We start from the raw sequence: 20,640 nt of genomic DNA on the forward strand, positions 1-20,640 counted from the left end.
GCGGGATTTTTATATTAAAAAAAGAGAGGAGTTTACATAGTGGACGGATATAATGATTTAAAAAAAGCAGAGCAAGCTGCATTTTTGAGCATATTTGCTTATATATTTCTTTCCATTTTAAAAATAGTAGCTGGTCATTTCGGTAACTCAGATGCATTACTCGCAGATGGATTAAATAATACGACGGATATTATTGCTTCAGTTGCCTTATTAATTGGCCTTAGAATATCAAGGATTCCTCCTGACGCTGACCATTCTTATGGCCATCGCCGCACAGAAACCATCAGTTCTTTAATTGCTTCTATTATTATGTTTTTAGTGGGTGTTCAAGTAATTTGGAGTTCCATTGTTCATATAATTGAAAAAGACTTTACTTCTCCTTCGATGTTGACAGCAGTTGTTGCACTTTTTTCCGGTGTGTTTATGTATGGTATTTATCTATATAATCATCGTTTGGCAAAAAAACTTGATAGCCAGGCTGTTCGAGCAGCGGCCTATGATAATCGTTCAGATGCATTTGTTAGTTTTGGCGCGTTTATTGGTATTATTGGTGCTGTTTTTGGTGTACCTTGGCTTGATTTAGTTACAGCATTTTTAGTAGGTGTGTTAATCATTTATACCGCAATTAAAATTTTCTATGATGCGGCACATACACTAACAGATGGTTTTGATGTTTCAAAACTAGAAACGATTCATGATTTAATTGCTTCGGTTCCTGATGTTAAAAAAGTGATTGATATTAAAGCACGAATGAACGGAAATCGTATCTGGATTGATGCTACTATTGCTGTTGATCCGGAATTAAATGTAATAAAGAGCCATGAAATCACGGAAATAGTCGAACAAAAAATCCGAAATGAATATAAAGGTGCATTTACTTTAGTCCATATCGAACCATTTTTTGAATAATATTCGTTGTCAATATTCAGAAAGTCCACTATAATTTAGATTAAGTATCATTTGTTGGGAGGGAATATTCGATGGGGCAGAGAAACTAATTCAGTCAAATTATCTAACTAGAATGGAAAATAACATCCTAACCTTGGAGGAGTTCTCTTCCAAAACGTTTTTTCTTCTATTATAGATAGTTTTATCATAAGCTTATTTATATTAAATTAGGAGGTGTTTGCCTTAGCAGAATAATTTCTGTCAAGGCGATTTATTGATATTAACCATTAAATTTTTAATTATAGCTTTACTTATTGCTATATCTGCATTTTTTGTGGCAACAGAATTTGCGATTGTAAAAATGCGACCGAGCCGATTAGATCAACTAATTGCGGAAAAAGATAAGCGAGCGGCACTTGCTAGATACATTTATAACCATTTAAATGCGTATTTATCTGCTTGCCAGTTGGGGATTACAATTAGTTCCCTTGGGCTTGGTTGGTTAGGTGAATCTACCGTAGAAGCTGCGTTACATCCATTGTTTAGCATGATGGATCTACCTCAGTCTGCGATTACAATTCTTTCTTTCACCATTGCTTTTCTTTTTATCACGTTTTTACATGTTGTTGTTGGAGAACTTGTACCAAAAACGCTGGCAATTGATAAAACGGAAACAGTCGCACTTGCTGTAGCGCGTCCGTTGCATATTTTTTACAAAGTCATGTTCCCATTTATTTGGATTTTAAATGGTTCAGCAGTATTTATTGCACGTCTTTTTGGTTTAGAGCCAGCTTCTGAACATGAAATTGCTCATACAGAAGATGAACTAAAAATCATTGTTGGAGAAAGTTATAAAAGTGGCGAAATCAATCAATCGGAATTTCGCTATGTAAATAAAATTTTCGACTTTGATGAACGGATGGCCAAAGAAGTGATGATTCCACGTACAGAAATTGTTACTGTTGATACTGGTTCGACTATCGGTGAGTTATCCGATATTATGCGAAACGAACGTTATACTCGTTATCCAGTAATTGATGGCGATAAAGACCATGTGATTGGGGTACTTAATTTAAAAGAAATTTTGTCAGCCTATGTAGAACACGGTTCGAATCCAAGTTTTAGTATTGATCCATATGTGAAACCAATCATACGGGTTATTGAAACGATACCGATTAAAGAACTTCTTTTCCGGATGCAGCGGGAACGCTCTCATATCGCAATTTTACTTGATGAATATGGTGGTACTTCTGGACTTGTAACTGTAGAAGATATTGTGGAAGAAATCGTTGGAGATATTCGCGATGAATTTGATGCTGATGAAATTCCTGAAATCCGCAAAATCAAGGATGGTCATTATATTGTTGATGCTAAATTATTAATTGATGAAGTAAACAATATTTTAGGTACCGATATTGAAGAAGAAGAAGTGGATACGATTGGCGGTTGGTTCCTCACTCAAAATTATGAAGTAGAAGTTGGGGATGAAATTGACTATGATGGATTCATTTTCCGAGTCAAGCAAGGCGAACCGCACCATATTGAATATATTGAAATTACAAAGAAAAACGACTAATAAAAAGCTATCTGCAGTTTTAGCGCCCTTTGATTACGACACTTTAGAGGGTGCTAAAACAGATTGCTTTTTTTATTTAAGCAAAAAATGAATATTATCCATCTTTTCTGATTCTATCTATATTAAATAAATGCGAGATTTTTGCTTCTATTTTCACAAAGAAATGGTCCAATTAAATTCAGTTAATCAAGTGCCCTACTCCATTTAGACTTGCTGAATAAAACAATAAAAAATGCTTAATCGCTTAATTTTTCTCATCACCAAATAGAATCTATGCATATTTTCTATTAATTAATAGAAAAATACCAATTTGTTTTTATGGAACAGTCATACTACAATTAATATGTAAAGTGTGGTAGTGAAATTAATGCCTAATGAAGTATGTGATAAATTTTACAATCGTTTTTTAGAATACAATACTTGGATGGATTATCACATCTGAAATTTCCTTTAGACGCATAGTTTTATTTTTTTGCGCACACTTGTGAAAATATTATCAAAGTTTTTCAATTTTAATCTAGGGAGGAGAATAAAACCTTACAAGAATACCTTCACTGCACCGACAGCTAGTTAGACGAAAAGGGATATAGAATGGATTTTGAAAAATTTTCAAAACTAAGTAACAAGCGTTGCATACATAATGTCCTGAAACGCATATTTGACACTACGTAAGGTAAGACACCTCGTTTCAGAAAAAAATTATTTTAGTTTAAAAAAATTCATCAGGATTTCGAGAGGAGAAAAAAATGAACGCAAAAAGATTTTATCCAACAGCTATTGCACTTTATTTTACTTATTTTATTCATGGTATTGGGGTTTCTATTATTGGCCAATACAAACAAGATTTCGCCGGAGTTTGGGGCGCTGATACGCTTTCTGATGGTACTTTTGATGTTAGCGCAGTTATCGCAGTTATTGCTGCGTTAGGATTGGGGCGCTTACTTACATTACCTATATCTGGACCTTTTTCAGATAAATTTGGTCGTAAACCTTCTGCGTTGATTGGTGTCGCTTTATATGCGGTTTACTTTATCGGAATTGCTTTTGCACCAAATATGTATATCGCCTATGCCTTTGCTTTTATCGGAGGAGCAGCAAACTCATTCTTGGACACCGCAGTAACACCTTCTGTTTTAGAAATTTTCACTAAAAATGGTGCAATTGCTAACATGTTTACGAAGTTCTCCATTTCTATTGGACAATTTGTTTTGCCCTTTGCAATCGGGATTGTAGCGGCAGCAAACATGTCATTCCGCACACTCTTCATTGTTTCAATGGCCTTAATTGTAATTGATGGTTTAATTATCGCCTTTATGCCATTTCCTCCACTAAACAATAATGTCGGCGGTGAAAAAGCTAAAACTGAAAAAATGAAATTCACTGCAACGAGTTGGGCCATTATTGGTATCGGATTTACTTGTACCGCGACTTTCCAACTTTGGCTAACTTGCAACCAAGAACTCGGAAAATTGTACGGGATGACTGATCCAAGTAAAATTCAATCATTCTATTCTCTTGGAACAATATGTGCGATTTTAATTACAGCTGTTCTTGTGAAAAAATTTATTTTACCAGTTCGTATTCTAATTATTTACCCAGCTATTGCAACTTTGATGTTACTAATTATCTATATTGTTCAAACACCTGCAATTTGTTTGATTGGTGGATTTGTCATTGGATATTCTGCAGCAGGTGGTGTTTTACAACTAGCCGTATCAACTGCCAACGAATTTTTCCCAACCAACAAAGGAAAAATCACATCAATAGTCATGATTTCTTCTAGCCTTGCTAATTATATTGTTTTAAATATTGCCAGTTACATTACTAAAACAGGTGGTATCGAAGGACCAAAATATGTGCTATTATTTAATGTAGTAATAACAATTATTGGTATCTTACTTGCAATCTTTGTTAATATGCGTTATAAAAAAGAAGCTAATCTTGCAATCAAATAAGCTATCCAACCAACTGAGTAGCTAGCTGCTCAGTTGAACTTATATTCGCATTGTGAATAAAAACACAATTATGCACAAGCTGTTTATCTATAAAGAAGATGCATCTAATAACCACCAAAGCACCTGCATAAAGGAGAGCAAACTATGAAAAATAAATATTTATCTACATCACTTGGACTTTATATGAATTATTTCGTTCATGGGATGGCATTAATCATCATTGCACAAAATATTGATTTTTTATCTCAGAAATGGAATACAGATATTGCTGGAGCTGCTGGTGTGGTATCCTCGTTTGGGATTGGGAAATTATTAGCCGTTTTTGTTTCTGGTAAACTATCAGATAAGTTTGGTCGTAAATTATCTGTCATTCTTGGGGTATTCTTTTATATCGTCTTTTTAGGCGGGATTTTGCTAAGTCCGAATACGATAGTTGCTTATGCATTTGGGATTTCTGCTGGTATCGCTAACTCGTTTTTAGATACTGGTACTTATCCAGCTCTTATGGAAGCCTATCCGAAAAAAGCAGCATCTGCAAATATTGTAGTGAAAGCATTCGTTCAAGCCGGACAATTCCTTTTACCATTTATGATTGCTTTTATTTTAGCAAATAACTTGTGGTATGGTTGGAGTTTTATTGTGTTAATTGCTATTTTGCTAATTAACTTACTATATACATTGACTCGACACTTTCCACCAATGACTGTTGGAAAGCCGCTAGATTTGGAAAAAGAAGTAGCCCAAGAAAAATGGTCAAAAATTCATTTTAGTATTGATGAGCTTTGCCTGATTCTATTTGGTTTTGTAGCACAAACTTTGCTTTATATTATAAGCCAATGGATTGCAAAATACGGCTCTGAGGTAATTCATATGACAGATAATGCTTCAAGGTTACTTGTTAGTTATGCAAGTGTTGGCGCAATTTTATGTGTCTGCGTTACTTTTATTCTTGGAAATCGTGGCGTTAAGACGTTATACATATTGATAACATATGTCACTATGACCATGCTAATCTCCTTTGTACTATTCGCCTTCCCAAATGAAATTATCTGTCTCGTCGGGGCTTTCTTGCTTGGTTACTTCTCAGCAGGCGGCATTATTCAACTAGGTCTAACATTACTTGCAGAAGTTTCTGCTCGAGGAAAAGGTTTTGTTACCAGCCTCTATACTATCGCTGAAGGAATTGCCGTATTTAGTATTCCGTTGATTGCAGCAGCTATTTCTCGAATTGATATTGCGGCGATATTTTTATTAAATTCAGGCATAGCACTATTTGGATTGATATTGCTAATGATCGTTTTTGTTCGAAAAAGAAAATTTAGACGCGATACTATTTAATTAAAAAAGTCGTGGCAAAAATAGTACTAAATCGAAGAACAAGCAAGAATCTTGTCTATTCCATTTTTTGAAATGGTTCTATACAATAATTCTTGCTTGTTCTTTTTTCAATTATTTTTCCAGCATTAATAACGCTTCTTTCATTAATAAACCACCACTATAACCAGTTAATTTTCCGTTTTTACCGATGACGCGATGACATGGGATAATGAGCAATAATGGATTTTTGCCAATCGCTGTCCCAATAGCTCGGACTGCTTTTGGACGATTGATTTGTTCAGCAATTTCTGTATAGGTTCTTGTTTCTCCATATGGTATCGTTTTTAATGCTTTATAAACTGCTATTTGTAATTCACTGCCTGTTAGTTCAATTGGAAAATCGAAAACTTTCAATTCTTTGTTTCCATAAGCAACAAGCGCATCTTTATATTTGGTCAATTTGTTACTATTAAATACTGCATCAGCCAGCCATTTTTTATCAGTACCAACATAAATAATCCCCTTATCTGTCGCAACAAGATATAATTCTACATCCATAAACAACATTGAGTCATAATATCTTTTCTCCATTATTTCCACCTCTTTCTATCATTAATTATACGTCATATAATGTTTATTTCCTATTTGTTATTGTTAAAAAAGCAAGATTAGAAAAGTTTTCCTCGCAATTTCCACCAAGAACGTTTATGATTAATAAGAAGTTGAGGTGATAACAGTGTCGGATTATTACTTAACCCAAAAACGTTGGCTAGCGATTACTAACAATGATAAAACTGCAGATGGTAGATTTTTTTATGGAGTAACTTCCACTAAAATATTTTGCTATCCTTCTTGTAAATCCCGTTTACCAAAAAAAGAGAATATCGTTATTTTTAAAAATGCGGAAGAAGCTATTTCACAGGGATACCGGGCTTGTAAAAGATGTAAATCAGGCGGCGCAACACTTCCAGATACAGAATGGGTCGAAAATATCCAAGCTTATATTAAAGATAACTTTGCAAAACCTTTAACACTACAAATAATTGCTGAGGATTGTCACGGTAGCCCTTATCACTTACACCGGACATTTAAACGAATCACTCAAGTTACTCCAATTACTTATTTAGAAAATATCCGGATTGCTTATGCAAAAAAACTATTAGCTCACTCTATCCAATCAATTGAACAAATTGGAAAACTATCTGGCTTTCCAAACCCCGCTCATTTTTCAACAACATTTAAAAGGCACACCGGTTTATCACCATCTCATTTCCGAAAAACTTATCAATAAACTATAGAATGGATGAAATTTATATGACTCATATAACGTTACCAATTATCGAAGACTGGGAAGGCTTAACACTTACCAATATTTTGCAAGAAAAATTCCACTTAGGAAAAAAAGCACGCCATGAAATTAGAATGTCTCATGATGTTTTACTTAACAATAAACCACTAGATGATTGGAACACACCACTTTTTGTTGGCGCTAGTTTATCTTTGCCAATTATTTTACATGAGAAAATTGCTACTTTTGCATATGATTTAGAGATTATTTATGAAGATGATTTTTTACTAGTAGTTAATAAACCAGTGGGCATGAAAACACATCCCAATGATGCTTATGAAACGGATACTTGCGCAAATGCGGTACAATATTATTTAGAGAAAACGAACCAAGAAGCAAATGCGCTTGCCGTTCATCGCTTGGATCAAACAACTTCTGGATTAGTGCTTTTTGCTAAAAATAAACTAGCTATCGCTGGCCTTTCTTGGCAAATGGAAAACAGAACTATTCACCGAACGTATCTTGCAGCAGTTGATGGTACTTGGGGGCTTGTGATGCAAACTATTAATAAACCTATTGGCGAGGATCGACATCATGGTTCTAGACGTCAAATCAGTCCATATGGTCAACCCGCAGTCACTCATGTCACCGTTTTAGAAAATGATACAGAAAAAAACACCTCCCTTGTTGAATGCCAAATTGAAACGGGACGTACCCATCAAATTCGCGTTCATTTAAGTGGTATTGGTCATCCGATTATTGGCGATACGCTTTATGGTGGCACCCCTCGTGCTAATCGAATTATGTTACATGCTGAAAAATTACATTTAAATCATCCGTTTAAAGGCAAAGAAATGAACTTTTCTGCACCAGCTGGAGATGATTGGACATATTAAAAAGCCACAACATTATGTCGTGACTTCTATACAAATTTCTACTTTTATTTTGTCTGGATCTTCAAAAAAGACGGCGTAGTGATTTTCGCCACCAGCAAAGGGGTAACGATTTTCATAAAGAAGCTTTACCCCTTCTGCTTTTAACTTATCTCGAAAAAAATCTATCCGTTCCTTGGATCCACCGTGAAAAGCCAAGTGATTAAGACCAATTCGCTTGCGATGATAACCTTCTTTCAAAAAAGCTTCCTCCGTTTGCACAAAAACTAAATAAGTATCTTCGTATTTATAACTAAATCCTTCATTCCAAGTCTGGTATAACTCATAAGAAAGTAATTCTAGCAATTCTGACCAAAATAGGCGACTTTTTTCTATATCTGTTACATTGAATTCCATATGATGTAACATTTTACCCCTCCCCGATATGCTTTATTGTTTCCCTACGACTAAGTGGCGCAAGTGTATGGCTATTGATAAACTCCCGAACTTCTTCTGGGTTTACTTTTGCGTACTGACGAAGTGCCCATCCAATAGCCTTTTGAATAAAGAATTCTTTGGATTCTAACCATTTTTCGCAATTGGAAAATAATAGTTCCGAATCCGTCTTTTCTTTATATTTGAGTTGAAATAAAATCGCTGTTCGCGCTAACCAAATGTTATCGCCATTAATCCATTGTGCATTATAGTGCGGAATAAGTTCAGGGTAAAGGTTAAAATGTGTGCTTATTACTGTGCCAGCTAGTCCATCCACCGTATCCCACCATGATTTCGTTATAACTAATTTCTCGTATATTTGAATAGCTTCACTTGACTGTTTTTTTCCATAACGACTTAATAAATCAATCGCGATATATTGGAATTCACGTTCTTCTTCATTAAATAATTCGATAACAAGCCGTAACAAATCATTAGGCTCTCCTTGTTCTTTTAAAAAAGTAGTTAGGAGTTTTTTTCGTTTGTCTGCTCTAATCCCTAAAAAAGGGTATTGATTTTTCATATATGCTTCCATTTGGGGAGCATCCGCAGTAGAACGATTTGTGCGAAAAACAACTTGTATTTCTGTCATTCTGTTTTACCATCAGTTAAATACGCCCGTTCTCTTTCAATGCTACTTAAAAAGTACTCTAAGTCATCTGGATCTGGTCCAACCCGTTTGCCAGTTGCTAAACGATCGATTTTTTCCATATCACTTTCATCTAAACGGAAATAAGACAATCTTGAGTTTTCTTCAATTCGGCTAGAAGTAATTGATTTTGGAAAAATAATTGTATTCCGATTCAAATGCCACTGTAGAATAACTTGGTCAACAAATGCCCCATGTTTTTTCGCAATGGCATTAATTACTGGGTTTTGCATTAATATTCCTTTCGCAAGCGGGGACCAAGCGGCATGGGCAATATTTTGTTCTTCTAGATATTTTCTTAAGTCATTTTGTGGTAAAAGCGGATGTGTTTCTACCTGATTAAGGACTGGTTTATGATTTGCAGCAACTAATAAATCACTTAAATGATGTTGCTTAAAGTTAGCCACCCCAATGGATTTAATTAATTTTTCATCATGCAATCGTTCCATTGCTCGCCAAGAATCACGGTACTTACCCGCAATCGGCCAATGAATTAAATATAAATCCAAATACTCCAACTTCAAATTTTTCAGTGTTCGTTCAAAAGCAAATAGCGTTTCATCATAGCCGAGGTCTCCGTTCCAAACTTTCGAACTAATAAATAGCTCTTCCCGCGAAATAGCACTATCCACAATAGCTTGTCCTACAATTGTTTCATTATTATAAACTTGTGCTGTATCAAATAACCGATAACCAACTTCAATTGCCTTTTCTACAGCACCAGCGATAAATTCTTGCTCTGTAACTTGAAACACACCAAGTCCGATATAAGGAATTGATACATTTCCAGGTAGAATCATTCTATCTTGTAATGTTTTTGTCAAACCAAAAACCTCCTCACGAAAATCATTTGTGAACTTTTTCTCTTAAATGAATTATACACTATTTTTACAAATTTATATTTTAAAACCAGTATACCGAAATGAGCCTTACTCTCCTAATAAAAAGTCATAAAAAACCAACTTTTTTTATTCATTTTCTTAAATACCTAAAAACAGCCATTGGAAACGCTGTCAGGACAATTATTTTACTAACTATTAAAAAAAAGTTTCCTATTTATTCCCATCCTATGTTAGTATTAATTTGTGATAAAAATCAATCATATTTTTATTTCTTTTTGTTAACTTATCGTTAAGAAGAAAGCTCCCTTTTCTAAGTAAAAGCGAGCTGATTATTAATGACCAAAAATGATCGGGGGAATTAAGGAAATGGCTTTTAAAAATAAAAAAGACCGTTTTGCTTCGTTGTTACATGACATTGCAGTAAATTTACATGAAGGTGCAAATTTCTTTGCAACGTATAACATCAATTCGGTAGAGGATTTACATACTTTCTCGAATAAAATCAAAGAATATGAGACTGCTGGAGACTCCATGGTTCACAAAATGATTTTGGAATTAAACGACGCTTTCATTACACCAATCGAGCGTGAGGATATGTTAGAACTTACCAACCGCCTAGATGACGTAATGGATGCACTCGATGAAACAGCTTTTTCACTAGAAATCTGCCAAATCACCCATTACGATGAATATATGACTAAATTTATCCAAGCAATTCAAGCAAGCACTGTAGAAATCGAAAAAGCAGTAGACCTTGTTTTTGATAAAAAATTAAAAGATGTTCGTAAACTTGCAATTCAAATTAAAGATTATGAATCTCAATGTGATGATGTTTACCGCGAATCACTTATCCAACTTTTCCAAAACGAAAAAGATCCAATTAAACTTATTCGTTTAAAAGAAGTTTATGAAAAATTAGAAGACATTGCTGATAGTTGTCAAAGTGTGGCTAATACACTTGAATCAATTGTCATGAAAAATGCGTAAGGGGCCTAGATAGATGGAAGGAATGTTTCTTATCACCCTCGTCATCGTTCTTGCAGCTCTGGCATTTGACCTAATTAATGGGTTTCATGATACAGCAAATGCAATCGCGACTAGTGTTTCTACAAAAGCCTTAAAGCCAAGACATGCAATCATTCTTGCTGCAGTTATGAACTTTGTCGGTGCCGTTTCATTTACTGGCGTAGCTAAAACTATTACAAAAGATATTGTTGATCCCTTTAGCTTGGACCACGGAGAGCTTGTCATTTTAGCAGCACTATTATCTGCTATCGCGTGGAATTTAATCACTTGGTACTTTGGAATTCCGAGTAGTTCCTCTCATGCACTAATTGGTTCTATCGCTGGAGCAGCTATTGCCTCTGCTGGTTTTGCAGCTCTCGAATATGGCGGATTTTCAAAAATCATTATCGGTTTACTTGTTTCTCCAGTTCTTGCTTTCGTTGTCGGATATACCATTTATTCTCTCTTTAAGATTTTCTTAAAGAACTTGAATTTAGCGACGACGAATAGAAGATTTAGAATGCTTCAAGTCGGAACTGCTGCTTTACAATCTTATACACATGGTACAAATGATGCACAAAAATCAATGGGTATTATCACCATGGCTTTAATCGCCGGCGGTTTTCAAACTACAGACGATGTTCAATTGTGGGTTCAAGTATCTTGTGCGATTGCAATGGCAGTTGGTACAAGTATCGGTGGTTGGAAAATCATCAAAACAGTCGGTGGTAAAATTATGAAAATCAAGCCTGTTAATGGTGTAGCAGCTGACTTAAGTTCTGTTATCATTATTTTTGGCGCAACATTTATCCACTTACCAGTTAGTACAACACACGTAATTAGTTCTTCTATTCTTGGTGTTGGTACAGCTCACCGTGTTAAAGGTGTAAAATGGGATACTGCGCAGCGGATGATTATTACATGGGTAATCACTTTACCTATTTCTGCAACAATTGCTGCACTTATCTTCTATGTACTTAACTTTTTCTTATAAACAACTAGGAACCTTGCTTAGGCGGGTTCCTTTTTTATGCATATTTTTGAATAAACAAACAAATTTCAGCATAAAAAGAGAATTATTTAAAAACATATTGCATATTTAATCATATTAATGTATTATAATAAGCATCGATAATAACCGTTTATTTATCATAGACAAAAGGGAGTTGTATCCATGCAGAAAAATTTATTACAAAAGCTCATAGCTATCGCACTAATTTTTATATTTGTATTTTCTGGCTTTACTACAGCATTTGCTGCTGATAAACAAGATGAAACATTGACCAAAATTCAAGAAAAAGGTGTATTAACAGTTGGCCTTTCTGCTGACTATCCGCCATATGAATTTCATCAAACCATTGACGGAAAAGATGAAATTGTTGGTTTTGATGTAAGTATTGCCAAAAAAATTGCTAAAGATTTAGATGTTAAATTAGATATTAAAGAAATGAACTTTGATAGTTTATTAGGATCCTTAAAAACGGGCAAAATCGACATGATTATTTCTGGCATGTCCCCAACTCCGGAACGACAAAAAGAAGTGGACTTTTCCGCCCCTTATATGCTAGTCCAACAGCGAGTAGTTGTGCGAAAAGCAGACACAGATAAGTTCACAACTGTTAATGATTTTAGCGGTGTAAAAGTAGGTGCTCAAAAACAATCCACTCAAGAAGAATTAGCGCAAAAAGAGTTAATTGGATCTGATGTTGTTTCCTTACAAAAAGTACCTGATTTAATTCTTAATCTAAAAAGCAATAAAATAGATGCGATTGTTTTAGAAGGCCCTGTTGCAGAAGCATACTTAAGCCAAGATAAAACACTTGCATTAGCTGATGTTAAATTCCAAAATGGTAGTAAAGAAACTGCTATTGCTCTACCAAAAGGTTCTACAGCCCTACAAGAAAAAGTCAATACTTCTATCAAAGAAATTCAAGATACCGGCGCACTAAAAAATTACAAAAAAGAAGCGAATAAACTTATGTTCCAAGACGGTAGCTTCTATGAAAAATACGGTAACTATTTTGTTAAAGGTACTTTAATCACGATTGCACTTGCTGCTATTGGTGTACTTTGCGGGGCTATATTCGGCTCCTTACTAGCACTAATGAAACTAGCGAAAACAAGATGGTTACGCTGGCCAGCATCTTGCTATATTGAATTTGTTCGCGGGACACCACTTCTTATTCAAATTTTCATTGTCTTTTTTGGGACTCAAATTATCGGACTTGATGTATCAGCGTTCGTTTCTGGCTGTATCGCCTTATCGCTGAATAGTGCAGCGTATGTTGCTGAAATTATTCGTGCAGGTATTTCTGCTGTAAACAAAGGCCAAATGGAAGCAGCACGTTCGCTTGGAATGACACAATCAGCTAGTATGCGTTACATTATTTTACCGCAAGCTGTCAAAAATATTCTTCCGGCACTTGGAAATGAATTCGTTACCGTTATCAAAGAATCTTCCATCGTTTCCGTTATCGGTGTGACAGAATTAATGTTTATGACTGGTGTGGTTCAAGGTGCTAGCTTCAAACCGTTTATCCCGCTTGTCATCACTTCATTAATATACTTTGTACTAACATTTAGCTTGTCCAGACTACTAGGTGTTGCTGAAAGGAGAATGAGAACAAGTGATTAATATTAAAAATTTACACAAACATTTTGGCAAATTGGAAGTTTTAAAAGGAATTGATCTTGAAATCTCTTCTGGTGAAGTTGTCGTAGTCATCGGACCTTCCGGAAGTGGAAAAAGTACTTTCTTACGTTGCCTTAACTTATTAGAACAACCAACAGCTGGAAATATTTTATTTGAAAATAATGATTTAATGGCAAAACAAACGAATGTAAACCAGCTTCGTCAAAAAATGGGCATGGTTTTTCAAAACTTCAACCTTTTTCCACATAAAAATGTCCTTGAAAATTTAATGCTTGCACCAATGAAGGTGAAAAATGAAAATACCGCTGCTGCCAAAAAACATGCACTCGCATTACTTGAAAAAGTTGGCTTAGCTAATAAAGCAACCAGCTATCCTTCCCAATTATCTGGTGGTCAACAACAACGGGTTGCTATTGCTCGTGCGCTTGCAATGAATCCAGATGTTATGCTTTTTGATGAACCAACTTCTGCTCTTGATCCGGAAATGGTTGGCGAAGTTCTTAATGTTATGAAATCATTAGCTAAAGAAGGAATGACGATGGTAGTCGTAACACACGAAATGGGCTTTGCAAGAGAAGTGGCTGACCGTGTTGTGTTTATGGATGCAGGAGTTATTCAAGAACAAGGGACTCCAGAAGAAATTTTTGGCAATCCGCAAAATGATCGTACAAAAGATTTTTTAGGAAAAGTATTAGCATAAAGCATATTTGTGTCTTGCCAACTTTTGGTGAGGCATTTATCTGCACTTATAGAAAATGAACAAAAAAGGAGACTACTAAATATGATGAATAATTCAAAAATCGCCAAAAAACATCAACAAATGCCAGTTAATATCCTCGCTGACATAGGAACACTCGCAAAAACTATGCCAGATATCCTTGATTTATCTATTGGAGATCCTGATTTAATTACAGATGAATCCATTATTAATGCGGCATTTAATGATGTTCGTGCGGGACACACAAAATATACCGAATCTGGCGGAGATGTGGAACTTATCGATGCCATTCGTAGCTATTTCAGCCGGAATTATGACTTAGCTTTTGAACGGTCTCAAATTCGTGCAACTGTCGGAGCGCTTCATGGTATGTTTTTAACACTTCAAACAATCCTTGATCCAGGCGATGAAGTCATTATTCATGAACCCTACTTTTCTCCTTACAAAGATCAAGTCTTAAATTCTGGTGGTACACCTATTATCATTCCTACCTACGAAAAAGATGGTTTTGCTATCAATGTAGATATTCTAGAAGCAGCTATTACAGATAAAACCAAAGCATTAATACTCAATTCACCAAACAATCCAACTGGTGCCGTTTTCTCGCCGGAAACATTTGAAAAAATAGCACATCTAGCCAAAAAATACGATTTCTTTATATTATCTGATGAAGTATATGATGGTTTTAGTTTTTATGAACCTTTTATTCCTATGGCAAAATTTGCACCAGATCACACAATTACTTTTGGAAGTATGTCTAAAAACTTTGCAATGACTGGTTGGCGATTGGGTTATATGATTGCACCAACTTATTTAAACGAAGCTGCGAAGATAATTAACGAAGGAATTACTTATTCAGCTCCTACACCTTCTCAAAGGGCAGCTATTTACGCGTTGAATCATTCAGAAGAACTTATTCCTTTAGTAACAGAAACCTTCCAAAAACGGCTAGAATACATCTCAAAACGAGTGAAAGAAATTCCGTATCTCTCTCTTCATCCATTAAAAGGTTCTATTTATGCTTTTATTAATATTACTGGCTCAGGAATGAATTCCGTTTCATTTACAGAATATGTTTTAAAAGAAACACAAGTACTTGTTATTCCCGGACTAGCATTTGGCGAATCCGGCGATAATTATGTACGCCTTGCTGCAACACAAGATATTGGCATATTAGAAGAAGCCTTTAACCGCCTAGCTAAATTAACATTCTAAAAAAAGAGTAAACTTAGAGAAAAAGCAATTTGCCTCCAAGTTTACTCTTTTTATGATAAATTAATTTCAGCAAAAGAAGAAACAACTGTAGCTTCTTTTGGAAATGCAATTGTTTTTGTAGCTTCATTAGGAACAATATAGACTTTTAAACCAGCTTCTATTGCCGATAAAGCACCATTATTTGAGTCTTCAATCGCGATTGCTTCTTCTGGTTTAACTCCTAAAGCTTCTACCGCTTGCATGTAAAGGGCCGGATGTGGCTTAATTTCCTCCACATGATCTGCGGTTTGAATTGTTTCAAAGTCGTCTAAAATCCCCAATCGTTCTAACGTTGATTCAATCCATTGATAACCAGAACTCGTAGCAAGTCCAATCTTGTATCCTTTTGCTTTAACTTCTTGGAAAAAAGCTTCAAATCCAGCTCTAAAACCAAGCAACTCTTGTCCAGTATGACAAGCTTCCGCAACGGTAGTCAAAAATGCTTCTTTATCAAAAGTTCCATTTGTCGCTTCCATCATATATGTAATAATCGGTTCTTCACTCGTTCCAATAATTTGTTGATAAATTTCGTCTGGCAAATCAATTTGATAATTTTTCTTTATATAATTCATTGTTTCGCTATACCATAAATTCTCTGTATCCAGCATAGTGCCATCAAAATCAAAAACTACCGCCTTCATAAGCATCCTCCTAGTATAAATGATAGTTTTATTTTAACATAGAAAAACTATTTAACAAATCTTTCAAAAGGGGTTGCTTTTTTAGCAAAAAACGAATAATATTGAAGTTGTGGTTTTTAATGTTCGTTATTTACCATTTAGTAAGATTTAAAAAAAGGAGTGAAACACACGCATGTTTCAATTAAAAGAAAACGGTACAGATGTTAAAACTGAAGTTATCTCTGGTTTTACTACATTCTTAACGATGGTATATATCGTTGTAGTTAACCCAGCAATCCTTTCTGCAGCTGGTGTGCCTTTCAACACTGTCTTCATGGCAACTATTATTTCCGCAGTTATCGGTACATTATGGATGGCGATTTTCGCTAATTATCCTATCGCTATTGCACCAGGGCTTGGAATGAACGCTTACTTTGTCACAGTGGTTACAACACAAAAACTAGATTATTCGGTCGCATTTGCTGCGGTCTTTGTAGCAGGTATTATTTTCTTATTACTTTCCTTAACACCGCTTCGTGAAAAAATCATTGAAGCTATCCCGCATAATTTAAAAGCTGGTATCACAGCTGGTATTGGTCTATTTATTGCTTTCTTAGGTTTTAGAATGACTGGTATTATCGTTTCTAATGATTCTAATTTAGTAGGCTTAGGTGATTTACATTCTCAAGAAGCGCTTCTTGCAATTGTTGGGCTGCTGATTACTTTAATACTTCTAGCTTTAAACGTAAAAGGTGCTTTATTTATCGGAATGATTGCAACAGGTATTATTGCATTCTTTACTGGCGAACTTAAATTTACAGATGGAATTGTTAAAATGCCGCCAATGCCAGAATTTGTTTTCACCAATCCGCTTCACGCTTTTGGTGATGTGATCAGTTACGGTCTATACGCGGTTGTCCTATCTTTCCTTCTTATAACTATTTTTGATACAACTGGTACAATGATCGGTGTTGCAAAAAAAGCTGGTCTAATGAAGGGCGAATCTTTGCCAAATGCTAAACAAGCTCTAATGGCGGATGCTGTTGCAACTAGTGTTGGTTCGATGTTTGGTACTACACCAACAAGTGCTTATATTGAATCATCTGCCGGAGTTGCAACTGGTGGTCGTACCGGGCTTACAACACTGACTGTCGCAATTTTATTTATGGTTTCCGCTTTCTTTGCTCCACTAGTTGGTGCGGTATCAGGGATTTCAGCCATTACTGCCCCTGCGCTTATTATTGTTGGTAGCATGATGATTGGTGCTGTAAAAGAAATTGATTGGGATACATTAGACGAAGCTTTCCCTGCTTTCTTAGTTATTCTAGCTATGCCACTTACTTCAAGTATTGCAATCGGACTAGCATTTGGATTTATCTCTTACCCAGTATTAAAAGTTTTCACTGGTAAATGGCGTGAACTTAACTGGTTCTTAATTGTTATCGCGATTTTATTCTTTATCCTTGTCGCCTTTTTACCTCATTAACAAACAAGCGTCTGCTCCATTCTGGCAGGCGCTTTTAATTGGACAAAAAACAACTCTTTTGCTATAAAGAAGAGAGAAACTATTTAGAAATGAGTTGAACTTGTTGTGTTTTTAAAATCTTTTTTAGCTGGGATAGGTCTTGCTATCGTTGTTTTTCTAGCAAGCTTTCTAACGTCAAATTATACCTTATCCAGCTTATTTTCCATTGTGACAACCATCCTTGTTTTCGCATCCATCATCTTATCGGCTTTCGTTTCTTTTGGAGGTCGTAGTGGAAATCCTAGTCGAAAGAGCCAATTGCGTTGGAGTATCCTGCTTTTAGTTGTAGCAATTCCTAGTTTTATTGGTTTTATCGTCACATTTTACTTTTAAATAGAAGAAGCATTCCCCAATTGACCGGAGAATGCTTCTTTTATTATTTTTCAAAAGCGGCAATAAGTGCTGGGAGATACTCAGGTAAATCTGGTGGCCGACGACTTGAAATAATATGACCATCCGTTACAACTGGTTGATTATGCCAGATTGCACCAGCGTTCATCATATCGTCTTTAATTCCTGGAGTACTAGTAACATTGATACCTTCCAAAATCCCTGCCGAAATAAGTACCCAACCAGCATGACAAATTTGACCAATTGGTTTTTTGGCTGTATCAAACGAACGAATCAAATTTAAGACACTATCAAATCGGCGTAACTTGTCTGGAGACCAACCACCTGGTACGATAATTCCGTCATAATCTTCTGCACGTACCGAATCAAAATCATAGTCAGAAGTGACAGGAACACCATATTTTCCGTGATAAACTTTCTTCGCTTCTTCTGCTACTAAATGTACAGAAGCGCCTTCTTCTCGCAGTCTAAGCACCGGATACCAAAGTTCTAAATCCTCAAAGTCATCGCTTACTAATGCAATTATTTTTTTGCCTTTCAAAGTCATCTGAATCTCCTCCTATTCTCTACTACAGTATACCAGTAACTATAGGCTTATTAAAATCATTCCGCTTAAAAGAAGACAAAAAAATACGCTGAAAATAAACATTTCCAGCGTTGCCATCATGTTCGGTCGTCTATGCATAACGGGATGAGGCATAAACATAAACTACACGGCTAATGAGATGAATGAAAACAAATAATGATTTTGGTGTCTAAACAGATGTCTGACTAGTTGTTACTCTATTGGAAGATGGATACACCAAAAGTCATTATAACCATGATAGGGTCTTATCCCCATGAAAATCACATTTTTTTAAAGGTAACTTTCATCGAGATAAAACCTTTTCCTATACCTTATTTTACTATTGTTCTTGAAAAAAGCAAGTAAATAAATATAGATTTTTTGTGACAACTTCAAAAACAACTCAAAAGTCTCCGTCCTGCGCTATTTGTGTATAAAATAGATTAAAAAGAAACCAACAAAGGTTCCTTTTAATCCATAATTTCTACAATCATCCAAGAAAGAATAGCAATTAGCGGAATTAATACCCATACATTATGACCAAGTAAACTAGGACGAGCGTTTGGTTTATCTTCTAATAGCTGAATTCTTCCACGTAAATCATGTACTTCTAGTTCTAAATCTTGTACTTTATCTTCAAGTTCATATAAACGTTCTTCCACTTTTTATCCCTCCACACTTTTCTTCTTAATTATACGTGAGAAAAAATGAAAAACATCCTTCCATAGGCTGATTTATTGCTAATTTATTGTCATATCCTTCTAGCTTTTGCTACAATAAAAGAAATAAACTATCAACTGTTGGGGTGGAAAAATGGAAATTCAAGTAGAGGAAGCTGTTGTGAAACTTATTTTGCATGGTGGAAATACACGTAAAGAAGCATATGAAGCAATTGATTACGCTGAAAAATACCAATTTGATGAGGCAGATAAACATTTACAATCCGCTCAAGAGCAATTTCAAGAAGGTCATGTTTGGCAAACAAAATTAGTGTCTATTCGTGATACAGAATCTGTAGCGCATCCATCTTTTTTACTAATTCATGGACAAGATCACTTAATGACTGCTCAAGCTGAACTACAATTAGCTAAAAGAATTGTAAAGCAATATAAACATCAACAGCGATTAGAAGAACGCTTAGCCAAAATAGAGCAACAACCCACTCAAGCATGAGAAGTAGATGGAAATAAAAAATAAGGATTTTCTACAAATATATTCGGACGCATAAATAACATATCTTCTGTCTCGATAATATATGCAGCATCAATAAGTTTATCTTTTTCCGGTGTAAAAGATAAATGAATAGTCTCAATTTCTTTGGTTACTAAATATCTTAAAACATCCACTACATCTAGTTTTTTTGTACTAATAATATCCAATACATATAAATCCGTCTCCTCCTGCTCAAAAAGGACAATTGCATCTAATTCCTCCACATAGTAAGTAGCATCCTTTAAAGCAATTAACAAATAAAACATCAGTAAATCTTCGTTATTTTTTACATCCAAAACTGTAGACAATGGCATTCTATTGGAAACAATTCGATTTATAAGCTGAAAATCCATTTTATTTTTTGGATTCAGCTTTTTTACTTTTGAAAATTGTTTTTTCAAGCTAGTTGCATCTATGGTAAAACTACTTTCATCCACTCGTTCAAATCCAAACTTCGGATAAAAATCAAGCACCGAATCATTCGCAAAAAGATAGAAAAAATCATATTGGTCTTCATATTTGCTTATTACTTGATTGATTAACTTAGTCGCTAGTCCTTGTTTTCTATAATTGGGATGGGTCATAACAGTCCCTATCTGTATAGCTTGGTATTCTTTCCCCTGATATTTTAGTTCCATTTTGTTAATCGAAACATTCGCGATAATGCTCTCATTATGTAAATAAGAATAGCACATATATTTGTCGTTCCAGAAACCTTGTTGATACCATTCTTCCAGATTAATATCAAATGTACTTTCTGCTAGACGGTTAAAACTTGCTCGATATTTATCATTGTCTTTATAATCACTTATCAATTGGTAATCCATCACGTTATCCTCTATTCTGTCCTATAAA

At 35.1% G+C, this 20,640-nt stretch carries 22 protein-coding genes and 1 pseudogene; 14 read left to right on the forward strand and 9 right to left on the reverse strand.

What is annotated here, in order from left to right; translation table 11 throughout:
- The first annotated feature begins 39 nt into the window (after positions 1 to 39).
- The 4 genes from HCJ50_RS04740 (at position 40) to HCJ50_RS04755 (ending at position 5,757) form a co-directional block, all read left to right on the forward strand.
- Positions 40 to 909 carry a cation diffusion facilitator family transporter gene (locus tag HCJ50_RS04740; RefSeq protein WP_185381085.1) on the forward strand — a complete coding sequence of 290 codons (870 nt, stop codon included), beginning with the start codon at positions 40 to 42 and terminating at the stop codon, positions 907 to 909.
- 253 nt (positions 910 to 1,162) lie between these two features.
- Positions 1,163 to 2,464, forward strand: a complete 1,302-nt coding sequence (locus HCJ50_RS04745) for a hemolysin family protein (protein ID WP_185346655.1) — start codon at positions 1,163 to 1,165, stop codon at positions 2,462 to 2,464.
- A 746-nt stretch (positions 2,465 to 3,210) separates the two neighbouring features.
- Positions 3,211 to 4,419 (forward strand): MFS transporter, encoded by a 1,209-nt coding sequence (locus HCJ50_RS04750; protein ID WP_185346653.1) that lies wholly within the window; start codon positions 3,211 to 3,213, stop codon positions 4,417 to 4,419.
- 144 nt (positions 4,420 to 4,563) lie between these two features.
- Positions 4,564 to 5,757, forward strand: coding sequence for an MFS transporter (locus HCJ50_RS04755; RefSeq protein ID WP_185346651.1), 1,194 nt, complete (start codon positions 4,564 to 4,566; stop codon positions 5,755 to 5,757).
- 111 nt (positions 5,758 to 5,868) lie between these two features.
- On the opposite strand, the gene HCJ50_RS04760 is transcribed toward HCJ50_RS04755, so the two are convergent.
- Complete coding sequence (locus tag HCJ50_RS04760; protein WP_185346649.1) at positions 5,869 to 6,327, reverse strand: methylated-DNA--[protein]-cysteine S-methyltransferase; 459 nt, start codon at positions 6,325 to 6,327, stop codon at positions 5,869 to 5,871.
- 145 nt (positions 6,328 to 6,472) lie between these two features.
- Here HCJ50_RS04760 and HCJ50_RS04765 point away from each other — a divergent pair, with 145 nt between their 5' ends.
- A complete protein-coding gene (locus tag HCJ50_RS04765; RefSeq protein WP_185346647.1) occupies positions 6,473 to 7,027 on the forward strand; it encodes a bifunctional transcriptional activator/DNA repair enzyme AdaA in 555 nt (184 codons plus the stop codon).
- Between the two features lie 23 nt (positions 7,028 to 7,050).
- Positions 7,051 to 7,920, forward strand: a complete 870-nt coding sequence (locus tag HCJ50_RS04770) for an RluA family pseudouridine synthase (protein WP_185346645.1) — start codon at positions 7,051 to 7,053, stop codon at positions 7,918 to 7,920.
- A gap of 12 nt (positions 7,921 to 7,932) precedes the next feature.
- On the opposite strand, the gene HCJ50_RS04775 is transcribed toward HCJ50_RS04770, so the two are convergent.
- From HCJ50_RS04775 to HCJ50_RS04785, 3 genes are read right to left on the reverse strand one after another with little or no spacing between them, the layout of a single operon-like run.
- Entirely contained in the window at positions 7,933 to 8,325 is a 393-nt protein-coding gene (locus HCJ50_RS04775) for a VOC family protein (RefSeq protein ID WP_185346643.1), read from the reverse strand.
- A 1-nt stretch (position 8,326) separates the two neighbouring features.
- Complete coding sequence (locus tag HCJ50_RS04780; RefSeq protein ID WP_185346641.1) at positions 8,327 to 8,983, reverse strand: DNA alkylation repair protein; 657 nt, start codon at positions 8,981 to 8,983, stop codon at positions 8,327 to 8,329.
- Positions 8,980 to 9,864, reverse strand: a complete 885-nt coding sequence (locus HCJ50_RS04785) for an aldo/keto reductase (RefSeq protein ID WP_185346639.1) — start codon at positions 9,862 to 9,864, stop codon at positions 8,980 to 8,982. Before HCJ50_RS04785 ends, HCJ50_RS04780 begins: the two co-directional genes overlap by 4 nt.
- Before the next feature lie 384 nt (positions 9,865 to 10,248).
- On the opposite strand from HCJ50_RS04785, the gene HCJ50_RS04790 reads away from it, so the two are divergent.
- The 5 genes from HCJ50_RS04790 (at position 10,249) to HCJ50_RS04810 (ending at position 15,473) form a co-directional block, all read left to right on the forward strand.
- Positions 10,249 to 10,869: a DUF47 domain-containing protein gene (locus HCJ50_RS04790; protein WP_185346637.1), complete on the forward strand. Its 621-nt coding sequence runs from the start codon at positions 10,249 to 10,251 to the stop codon at positions 10,867 to 10,869.
- A gap of 13 nt (positions 10,870 to 10,882) precedes the next feature.
- Positions 10,883 to 11,881, forward strand: coding sequence for an inorganic phosphate transporter (locus tag HCJ50_RS04795; RefSeq protein WP_185346635.1), 999 nt, complete (start codon positions 10,883 to 10,885; stop codon positions 11,879 to 11,881).
- A gap of 180 nt (positions 11,882 to 12,061) precedes the next feature.
- Positions 12,062 to 13,522, forward strand: a complete 1,461-nt coding sequence (locus tag HCJ50_RS04800) for an ABC transporter substrate-binding protein/permease (protein ID WP_185346633.1) — start codon at positions 12,062 to 12,064, stop codon at positions 13,520 to 13,522.
- Positions 13,515 to 14,240: an amino acid ABC transporter ATP-binding protein gene (locus tag HCJ50_RS04805; protein WP_185346631.1), complete on the forward strand. Its 726-nt coding sequence runs from the start codon at positions 13,515 to 13,517 to the stop codon at positions 14,238 to 14,240. The genes HCJ50_RS04800 and HCJ50_RS04805 overlap by 8 nt, the downstream gene beginning before the upstream one ends.
- A gap of 84 nt (positions 14,241 to 14,324) precedes the next feature.
- Positions 14,325 to 15,473 (forward strand): pyridoxal phosphate-dependent aminotransferase, encoded by a 1,149-nt coding sequence (locus HCJ50_RS04810; RefSeq protein WP_185346754.1) that lies wholly within the window; start codon positions 14,325 to 14,327, stop codon positions 15,471 to 15,473.
- 50 nt (positions 15,474 to 15,523) lie between these two features.
- Here HCJ50_RS04810 and HCJ50_RS04815 read toward each other — a convergent pair whose 3' ends face one another.
- Positions 15,524 to 16,153, reverse strand: coding sequence for an HAD family hydrolase (locus HCJ50_RS04815; RefSeq protein WP_185346629.1), 630 nt, complete (start codon positions 16,151 to 16,153; stop codon positions 15,524 to 15,526).
- A gap of 172 nt (positions 16,154 to 16,325) precedes the next feature.
- Between HCJ50_RS04815 and HCJ50_RS04820 the strand changes: the two genes are divergently transcribed.
- Together HCJ50_RS04820 and HCJ50_RS04825 are read left to right on the forward strand one after the other, a co-directional pair.
- Positions 16,326 to 17,618 (forward strand): NCS2 family permease, encoded by a 1,293-nt coding sequence (locus HCJ50_RS04820; protein WP_185346627.1) that lies wholly within the window; start codon positions 16,326 to 16,328, stop codon positions 17,616 to 17,618.
- A 105-nt stretch (positions 17,619 to 17,723) separates the two neighbouring features.
- Positions 17,724 to 17,990: a hypothetical protein gene (locus tag HCJ50_RS04825; RefSeq protein ID WP_185346625.1), complete on the forward strand. Its 267-nt coding sequence runs from the start codon at positions 17,724 to 17,726 to the stop codon at positions 17,988 to 17,990.
- 43 nt (positions 17,991 to 18,033) lie between these two features.
- Here HCJ50_RS04825 and HCJ50_RS04830 read toward each other — a convergent pair whose 3' ends face one another.
- From HCJ50_RS04830 to HCJ50_RS04840, 3 genes and pseudogenes are all read right to left on the reverse strand, one after another.
- Positions 18,034 to 18,555 carry a type 1 glutamine amidotransferase domain-containing protein gene (locus tag HCJ50_RS04830; RefSeq protein WP_185346623.1) on the reverse strand — a complete coding sequence of 174 codons (522 nt, stop codon included), beginning with the start codon at positions 18,553 to 18,555 and terminating at the stop codon, positions 18,034 to 18,036.
- 162 nt (positions 18,556 to 18,717) lie between these two features.
- Positions 18,718 to 19,104, reverse strand: a pseudogene (locus HCJ50_RS16070) (hypothetical protein).
- Entirely contained in the window at positions 19,044 to 19,235 is a 192-nt protein-coding gene (locus tag HCJ50_RS04840) for a hypothetical protein (protein ID WP_185346621.1), read from the reverse strand. Before HCJ50_RS04840 ends, HCJ50_RS16070 begins: the two are co-directional and overlap by 61 nt.
- A gap of 151 nt (positions 19,236 to 19,386) precedes the next feature.
- Between HCJ50_RS04840 and HCJ50_RS04845 the strand changes: the two genes are divergently transcribed.
- The gene (locus HCJ50_RS04845; protein ID WP_185346619.1) at positions 19,387 to 19,746 is read left to right on the forward strand and encodes a PTS lactose/cellobiose transporter subunit IIA; all 360 of its coding nucleotides are present in this window, start codon (positions 19,387 to 19,389) and stop codon (positions 19,744 to 19,746) included.
- Here the strand turns inward: HCJ50_RS04845 and HCJ50_RS04850 are convergent.
- Positions 19,737 to 20,612, reverse strand: a complete 876-nt coding sequence (locus HCJ50_RS04850) for a GNAT family N-acetyltransferase (protein WP_185346617.1) — start codon at positions 20,610 to 20,612, stop codon at positions 19,737 to 19,739. The two genes, HCJ50_RS04845 and HCJ50_RS04850, sit on opposite strands and share 10 nt — an antisense overlap.
- Positions 20,613 to 20,640 lie beyond the last annotated feature (28 nt).

The organism is Listeria immobilis (assembly GCF_014322765.1).
GTDB lineage: Bacteria > Bacillota > Bacilli > Lactobacillales > Listeriaceae > Listeria > Listeria immobilis.

Coding starts and splice junctions, on each gene's coding strand:
- HCJ50_RS04810 (WP_185346754.1), top strand. CDS start 14,325: ATGAATAATTCAAAAATCGCCAAAAAACATCAACAAATGCCAGTTAAT.
- HCJ50_RS04790 (WP_185346637.1), top strand. CDS start 10,249: ATGGCTTTTAAAAATAAAAAAGACCGTTTTGCTTCGTTGTTACATGAC.
- HCJ50_RS04760 (WP_185346649.1), bottom strand. CDS start 6,327: ATGGAGAAAAGATATTATGACTCAATGTTGTTTATGGATGTAGAATTA.
- HCJ50_RS04795 (WP_185346635.1), top strand. CDS start 10,883: ATGGAAGGAATGTTTCTTATCACCCTCGTCATCGTTCTTGCAGCTCTG.
- HCJ50_RS04770 (WP_185346645.1), top strand. CDS start 7,051: ATGACTCATATAACGTTACCAATTATCGAAGACTGGGAAGGCTTAACA.
- HCJ50_RS04845 (WP_185346619.1), top strand. CDS start 19,387: ATGGAAATTCAAGTAGAGGAAGCTGTTGTGAAACTTATTTTGCATGGT.
- HCJ50_RS04850 (WP_185346617.1), bottom strand. CDS start 20,612: ATGGATTACCAATTGATAAGTGATTATAAAGACAATGATAAATATCGA.
- HCJ50_RS04815 (WP_185346629.1), bottom strand. CDS start 16,153: ATGAAGGCGGTAGTTTTTGATTTTGATGGCACTATGCTGGATACAGAG.
- HCJ50_RS04750 (WP_185346653.1), top strand. CDS start 3,211: ATGAACGCAAAAAGATTTTATCCAACAGCTATTGCACTTTATTTTACT.
- HCJ50_RS04820 (WP_185346627.1), top strand. CDS start 16,326: ATGTTTCAATTAAAAGAAAACGGTACAGATGTTAAAACTGAAGTTATC.
- HCJ50_RS04780 (WP_185346641.1), bottom strand. CDS start 8,983: ATGACAGAAATACAAGTTGTTTTTCGCACAAATCGTTCTACTGCGGAT.
- HCJ50_RS04800 (WP_185346633.1), top strand. CDS start 12,062: ATGCAGAAAAATTTATTACAAAAGCTCATAGCTATCGCACTAATTTTT.
- HCJ50_RS04775 (WP_185346643.1), bottom strand. CDS start 8,325: ATGTTACATCATATGGAATTCAATGTAACAGATATAGAAAAAAGTCGC.
- HCJ50_RS04755 (WP_185346651.1), top strand. CDS start 4,564: ATGAAAAATAAATATTTATCTACATCACTTGGACTTTATATGAATTAT.
- HCJ50_RS04830 (WP_185346623.1), bottom strand. CDS start 18,555: ATGACTTTGAAAGGCAAAAAAATAATTGCATTAGTAAGCGATGACTTT.